Source organism: Yersinia sp. 1252 StPb PI (genome assembly GCF_048593885.1).
Taxonomy (GTDB): domain Bacteria; phylum Pseudomonadota; class Gammaproteobacteria; order Enterobacterales; family Enterobacteriaceae; genus Yersinia; species Yersinia enterocolitica_E.
In genome coordinates this window covers 1-6,788 of sequence record NZ_JAZGQE010000221.1, presented here as the reverse complement: position 1 = coordinate 6,788, position 6,788 = coordinate 1, and the positions used below count along the sequence as shown (strand labels likewise).

The window sequence follows — 6,788 nt, the reverse complement described above, 5'->3', positions numbered from 1 at the left end:
ATTTAATTTAAAACTAAAAGCAGCATCATCTGAAAAACTATATATTACATGGTTATCACTTCCTATAGATGACATTCTTGTTGACTGGTTACTTGGGTAAATATCAGATAGCGGAATTATATTTAATATTTCATCCTTAAATGATTTTACAGTTACTCCATATATATGGCAACACATCGGTTCTTCACAAATATCAACTCTTATTTCTGTAAAATCGAGAACATTCGGCATCTCAAAACTTAGTGAGGTATCGTCATCAGTGTAAGGCATATATAGTGATATGCTCTGACCTTCATTATATGAATCATTACCCTTTCGCCAATATAATTTGGCTTTATATTTTAACCCCCTATCTAAATCAATGCGATTAGATAGATTCTCTATAACATAATCTTTTTGCTCACAAAGTGCACATGATGCAACAAACTGATATACATCAGTATCAGGGAATTTATTAATTACTTGGTTCAATTCCTGTGAGTTTGCGATAGAAGCATTTTTTGCAAACTCAGAATCATTATTGGCAAGAGTTACATCGCGTATACTTCTCGTTGAAAGTCCAGATTCAGAAATCATTCGCTTCAAACTTTTTCTGGTAAAAAAACGAAGATGTGTTTTATCTAAAATTCCAGTTTTTCTATATTGAAACTCACCATTTAATAATTCAGCGAGCACTCCTTGGTATCCAACATTTGGTACGGATACAATAATATGACCTTTATCTTTTAGACATGCCAAGCTGTTTTTTAGCACAGTGCTTGGGTCATATAAATGTTCTAGCACATCGGCAAAAATTATATAATCGTATTTTTTACTAATAGTATCAAAAACATTACCGATATTTAGATCAACAACTCTAACATCTCGATAATATTCTCTAGCTAACTCTGCTGCCTTCTCTTCATATTCAATACCATCAACAATACATTTTTTTTCTGAAATCAAAAAACGGCCTAAAGCGCCTTCATAACAACCTACGTCCAAGACTTCGGTCATATTTTCAATGTAGGAAGAAACAACGTATAGTGAATCTTCATTCATGCCTAACTGGTTTCTACTGTATTTATGATTGTCAGTCATTGTATTCTCATTAAATATGTGGCGGTTGGAACCATTCATGTTCTATTTTGATAATTCCTTCGCCTTCGTAATCATTATAGATTGTGAATTTTTCAGCATCAGTAATATAATCAAACCCAATTAAACTTCTGTCCCCCATGAGACCGACATCAAAACTAAAGGTACCAGGAAGAAGAGGAATATTTGGAATGTTGTATACAACTATATGAACACCTTTCTTATTTGAAATAATAACTCCGTCTAAGCCAGTATTAATCCCATATAGATATTTTCTTTCTGAAGAATATAATGCAGCACCAACCATTAAACCATCAACTTCATTGTCATTGACTTCATACTCGATTGTCAGAGACAGATTTGAGCCTGTTTTAAGGTAATTCGAACTTATTTTTGTTGATAAGATTTTAGCTGGTGCCCCGGCACATCGATTATCCTGGCCGCTACTATCTGAATGTTGTATTTGATACATAAAATCATTGTATTGGTCACATACATCATTTGCTGTGCCGGATGCACGAATTGTTCCTCCATCAATCCAAATCGCTTTATTACAAAAGCGTTTAACTTGCTCAGGAGAATGCGACACAAATAAAATAGTCGTACCATCCTCCTTCAACTTATTCATATGCTTTAAGCATTTAAGCTGAAATCTAATATCTCCAACAGCTAGTGCCTCATCAATTATTAAAATGTCTGGCTGTATATTTGCTGCAACAGCAAATGCCAATCGAACATACATACCGGATGAATAGGTTTTAACTGGCTGACTAATGAAATCACCAATTTCAGCAAAACTAACTATTTCATCGTACCTATAATCTATTTCTTCTTTCGATAAGCCGAGAATACTGGCATTCATATAGATATTTTCGTGACCAGTGAACTCCGGGTTGAACCCTGCTCCTAACTCCAACAACGCAGCAATCCTCCCATTAACCTTGATAGTACCTTCGGTTGGAGACAATGTTCCAGTCAGCATCTGTAGTAATGTTGATTTACCGGCACCATTTTTGCCAACAATTCCTACAGAGTCGCCTTTTTCGATACAAAAATTTAGATCTTTGAGTGCCCAATGCTCCTTATAGTAATTTTTTTCACGAGCCCCAATGAGTTTTCTGATTTTATTTATAAATGGGCCAATCAACCTGTACTTTGGATTATCGTAAATAAAATAGCATTTGCTGACTTTATTTACATAGATCGTAGTATTAGATGACATCAGAGAATCCCTTCCGTAACTTCTCAAAACAAATGTATCCTAAATGTAGACACATTAGGGATGCAATGTAGGATATTGCTAAAGGTACTATCTGCGGCGCTTTCCCCCAAACAATAACGTCACGAGTGACCTCGATAAAATAGGCTAAAGGATTAAGCATTAATAGAGGCTGCAATGACATTGGCAGTGCTGAACGGGGAAAAAATAAAGGCGAAGTAAACATCAGAATTGTTGTCAGTACACCAGTAATTTGTGCCAGATCCCGTAAATAAACACCTACAGAGGATAATATCAGCATCATTCCGACCAGAGCGATTAAGTACGGCAACCAAACAACCGGTAATAAGAGCAAGGTAAAATGTATTTCACCCATAAGTATAATGCTAGCCAAGAGTAATATCACTAGGCTTATAGCAGCATGAAACAAACTACTAAGAAGTATTGTTATCGGAAGAATTGATAAAGGGAAAACAATTTTGTTGACATAATTCGCATTACTTGTTATCAGGGTGACTGAGCGATTAAAACACTCTGAAAATATGTTAAAAACCACCATTCCGGAAAATAGTATCACTGCAAATGAGGCCTTATTCTCTTCGCCACCTACACCCCATTTAGCCTTGAACACAACCGAAAAAACAAAAGTATATACAGCCAACATCAATAATGGAGTGAAAAATGACCACCCCATGCCTATTATAGAACCTTTATAGCGACTTAATATATCTCGCTTTGTCATTTGATAAATCAACGTCTTATTATTGACTATTTCTACAAGATAGCTTTTCATTTAATTCGCTTTGTTTAGTTACAGTAAATTACAGTCTTTAAATAATTGCCCAGACTGATCTTTTTCCGATAGCAAGACTAAGTTTTGATGTATTGGCCACTCAATGTTTAGCTCTTTATCATTCCACAAGATAGATTGTTCATGTTGTGGGTTATAATAATCAGTACATTTATAAACAAATTCGGCTTCTTCACTTGTTACGTAAAATCCGTGGGCAAAACCCTCAGGAATCCAAAGTTGTCGTTTATTTTCAGCAGAAAGAAAAACACCAATCCATTCGCCACAAGTTGGAGAATCCTTTCTTATATCTACTGCTACATCAAAGACTTCGCCGTTAATAACACGAACAAGTTTTCCTTGTGTGTTTTTAGTTTGATAATGTAACCCACGCAAGATCCCTTTTTTAGATTTTGAATGATTGTCCTGCACAAAGTAACACTTTTTTTTAGCGACTAACTCTTCAAATTTTGCTTGTTGCCAAGTTTCCATAAAAAAACCACGTTCATCACCAAATACCATAGGTTCAATTATTTTTACATCAGCTATTTTCGTATCAATTATTTTCATAAAACTACCTATACTCCTTAATATTATTCAAAGCATTCTGCCAATCACTACAATCAATATTGAATTTTTGCTTAATTTTATGACAATTCAGCCTAGAATTAGTTGGCCTTTTTGCACGAGTAGGATACGCACTAGTCAGAATGCTATTAACTTTTGGGATACAAGCTAGCCGTTGGTGCTCGTATGCTTTAGCAAAAATAATTCGTGCGAAATCATCCCAACTTATATGAGGGGCACCTGAGAAATGGTAAACCCCCCATTCTGTTACATTCCCAGACTCAATATGAACAATCATTTTAATAATTGCATCTGCAATGTCACCAGAATAAGTCGGTCCACCAAATTGGTCGGATACAATATTTAACTCATTTCGCGTTTGTGCTAGACGCAGCATTGTTTTGACGAAGTTATTACCATGTTCGCCAAATACCCAGGAGGTACGCAATATTAAATACTTATCTGTATTACTTGTGACAGCTATTTCTCCGGCTAATTTACTCTCGCCATAAACACTCTGAGGATTTGTTGGCATATCCTCTGTATACTCATTTTCATTTTGACCATCAAAAACATAGTCAGTAGAAATATGGATCAATACAGCAGCATTTTCATTTGCAGCTGATGCTAAATTCTTTGGCCCTTTAGCATTTATTTCATATGATAGCTCAATTTCATCTTCAGCTTTATCAACGGCAGTATGTGCTGCTGCATTAATAATATAATCAGGCTTAAACTCAGCCACCACTCCTCTAACTAAGTCATTGTTAGTTATATCAAGCTTATTACGATCAACAGCTAGTATAGTTGCTTTATTCTCAAGTTTGTTCGTGAGACAACGCCCAACCTGGCCATTGCATCCTACGATAAGTATCCGCATCATTTTCCTTTCAAATTACCCTCTACTAGAGCCATTAAATAACAGCCATAATCATTTTTTAACATAGGTTTAGCTAGCATAATAAGATCATCAGAAGTAAGCCATTCATTACGCCATGCGATCTCTTCAAGACAGGCTACTTTAAGTCCTTGAACACTTTCTATTGTCTGAACAAATGAAGATGCCTGATGCAAGCTGGCATGGGTTCCGGTATCTAACCACGCAAACCCACGCCCAAGTAGTTCAACGTTTAGCAAACCTTTATCAAGATACATCTGATTAATTGATGTAATTTCTAGCTCACCACGATGTGAGGGCTTAACCTGCTTTGCGAATTCTACAACATGTTTGTCATAGAAATATAACCCTGTAACTGCATAATTAGATTTAGGTTCTAATGGTTTTTCTTCGATGGAAAGGGCTAGATAGTCTTTATCAAACTCAACAACACCAAATCGCTCAGGATCTTTCACTTGATAACCAAATATCGTGGCTCCACTCTGCCTTGCAGAAACTTTTTTAAGAGTATTGCTGAACGACTGGCCATAGAAGATATTATCACCCAAGACTAACCAGCAAGTATCATCTCTGATAAATTGCTCACCAATTATGAATGCTTGCGCTAGTCCTTCAGGGTTCAACTGAATCGCATATTCAATATTGATTCCTAAATGGTTACCATCGCCAAGCATTCGTTTAAACGCTGCATTATCATCCGGCGTCGTAATAATCAGTATATCTCTAATACCGGCAAGCATTAGTGTTGATAATGGGTAGTAAATCATTGGCTTGTCATAAACAGGTAAAAGTTGCTTAGAAACACCCAAAGTAATCGGATACAGTCGTGTTCCGGTACCACCCGCGAGTATAATGCCTTTCATTATTTTTCCTTCGTTGATGGGTACATCTCCTACATATGGACCCTTCATTGCGTACTGCTACCATTTTATTATTTAAGTACTAGTGAGCAGTCTTGGTAAGACCTTATTCAAAGGCCGCTTGCAGAATCTATATTTTAATTTTGATATATCAACTATGTAATACAGCTCGTACACAGGACGATAATCATCTGGAGCAGATGCTCTATATACTTGCTGTTTTTTTGCTAATTGCAGCATCAAGGGTACTCTAGATATTATTCGCAACCTCGATATTTTGACACTTATTGAGTCCAGCGATATTATAAGCTTCGCAGTTTTTGCCTTTCTCTACTACTTTATAAAGTGCACACATACTATCCTCAACATACAGCCAATTACGAGTCTGCTCACAATTGCGGTAAGCTGATAGCGGTTTAACCAACAGCACATTAAATATAATCAGCGTGATCAATTGTTCAGACGAATGATACGGACCATCGTTGTTGGGATAATTAGTCACAATAGTAGGCAAAGCGTAAGTGTGGCACCCGACACAAGCCATGTGGTCACAGGATGCTTTCAAAGAAGAATACTGGCAGCTAGGTACATAAGTGGTTAGTTCAGTATGTAACGATAACGCAGCTCTAATACACACTGAGTTAAGGTGTGGTAAGTCACCGTAAGATTCATCAGTTGAAATATGATGGAAACAAAATGTCATCTGTACGTTTCTTCCAGTTCAGAACAGTAGTTACGGACTGCGGCAAGTAGAATATATATACAAATGATTTCGGCATCAATAGAGGCTTTGGGCCTGATAATAAAGCTTTCAACATGAATCTCCGCAGCCAAGTGCGTAATAACATCAGATTGATGTTCTAGAAGAATACACATCATTGCCAGTGCGCCACAGATATCTACATGTGCGATGGCATAACGAACGCTGTTTTCAATTTCCATCAGTAACTCAGATCTTTTTGCAGAGGTTAATTTATCGACATCAACTGCAGCGCCGCATGTGTTATTAATGATATGGCTAACTAAGACAGGTTCAATAAACCAGCTTCACTGGTGACCACTATTTTCACGTTAACTGTCCACTTCTTACTTTGCAATATTTGGACTAAATTTATGCGTGAAGGCGTGATCTGCAGGGTCGTCATCACGGGTTAGGTCAGTTAACAGACACGCTACCGCCTCTGGCTCTACAGTTACCAGTTTACTGTTTAACAATCGGTGGTTTAGGAACGTTATAATGTTTCTTTTTTGCGCACACGAACTAAAAGCTAAACGAATATATTTATCTTAAATGGAACTGGAAACAAGGGAACAAATCTTAAAGATTGGTATTAAATCAGACTGGTTGTCACATTTCATTTATTTATTTTACTATAA

Annotated in this window: 8 protein-coding genes; all 8 read right to left on the bottom strand. The window is 36.6% G+C overall.

The genetic code is table 11. From position 1 onward, the window contains the following. A partial coding sequence (locus V2A85_RS21040) for a class I SAM-dependent methyltransferase (RefSeq protein ID WP_420072270.1) occupies positions 1-1,080 on the bottom strand: 1,080 nt, incomplete at its 3' end. 10 nt (positions 1,081-1,090) lie between these two features. After that, entirely contained in the window at positions 1,091-2,299 is a 1,209-nt protein-coding gene (locus tag V2A85_RS21035; RefSeq protein WP_420072269.1) for an ABC transporter ATP-binding protein, read from the bottom strand. Beyond that, positions 2,289-3,089, bottom strand: a complete 801-nt coding sequence (locus tag V2A85_RS21030; protein ID WP_372569069.1) for an ABC transporter permease — start codon at positions 3,087-3,089, stop codon at positions 2,289-2,291. The genes V2A85_RS21035 and V2A85_RS21030 overlap by 11 nt, the downstream gene beginning before the upstream one ends. An 18-nt stretch (positions 3,090-3,107) precedes the next feature. Continuing rightward, entirely contained in the window at positions 3,108-3,656 is a 549-nt protein-coding gene (gene rfbC, locus V2A85_RS21025; protein WP_420072268.1) for a dTDP-4-dehydrorhamnose 3,5-epimerase, read from the bottom strand. A gap of 4 nt (positions 3,657-3,660) precedes the next feature. Next, positions 3,661-4,533, bottom strand: coding sequence for a dTDP-4-dehydrorhamnose reductase (rfbD, locus tag V2A85_RS21020; RefSeq protein ID WP_420072272.1), 873 nt, complete (start codon positions 4,531-4,533; stop codon positions 3,661-3,663). Further along, complete coding sequence (rfbA, locus tag V2A85_RS21015; protein ID WP_420072267.1) at positions 4,533-5,414, bottom strand: glucose-1-phosphate thymidylyltransferase RfbA; 882 nt, start codon at positions 5,412-5,414, stop codon at positions 4,533-4,535. Before rfbA ends, rfbD begins: the two co-directional genes overlap by 1 nt. A gap of 247 nt (positions 5,415-5,661) precedes the next feature. Further along, the gene (locus V2A85_RS21010; RefSeq protein WP_420072266.1) at positions 5,662-6,114 is read right to left on the bottom strand and encodes a GDP-mannose 4,6-dehydratase; all 453 of its coding nucleotides are present in this window, start codon (positions 6,112-6,114) and stop codon (positions 5,662-5,664) included. Further along, positions 6,111-6,422 (bottom strand): GDP-mannose 4,6-dehydratase, encoded by a 312-nt coding sequence (locus V2A85_RS21005; protein WP_420072271.1) that lies wholly within the window; start codon positions 6,420-6,422, stop codon positions 6,111-6,113. The genes V2A85_RS21010 and V2A85_RS21005 overlap by 4 nt, the downstream gene beginning before the upstream one ends. Positions 6,423-6,788: the final 366 nt, after the last annotated feature.

What these genes read in the sequence shown, in the direction of transcription:
- V2A85_RS21035 (WP_420072269.1), bottom strand. Translation starts at nt 2,299, where the DNA reads ATGTCATCTAATACTACGATCTATGTAAATAAAGTCAGCAAATGCTAT.
- rfbD (WP_420072272.1), bottom strand. Translation starts at nt 4,533, where the DNA reads ATGCGGATACTTATCGTAGGATGCAATGGCCAGGTTGGGCGTTGTCTC.
- rfbA (WP_420072267.1), bottom strand. Translation starts at nt 5,414, where the DNA reads ATGAAAGGCATTATACTCGCGGGTGGTACCGGAACACGACTGTATCCG.
- V2A85_RS21010 (WP_420072266.1), bottom strand. Translation starts at nt 6,114, where the DNA reads ATGACATTTTGTTTCCATCATATTTCAACTGATGAATCTTACGGTGAC.
- V2A85_RS21030 (WP_372569069.1), bottom strand. Translation starts at nt 3,089, where the DNA reads ATGAAAAGCTATCTTGTAGAAATAGTCAATAATAAGACGTTGATTTAT.
- rfbC (WP_420072268.1), bottom strand. Translation starts at nt 3,656, where the DNA reads ATGAAAATAATTGATACGAAAATAGCTGATGTAAAAATAATTGAACCT.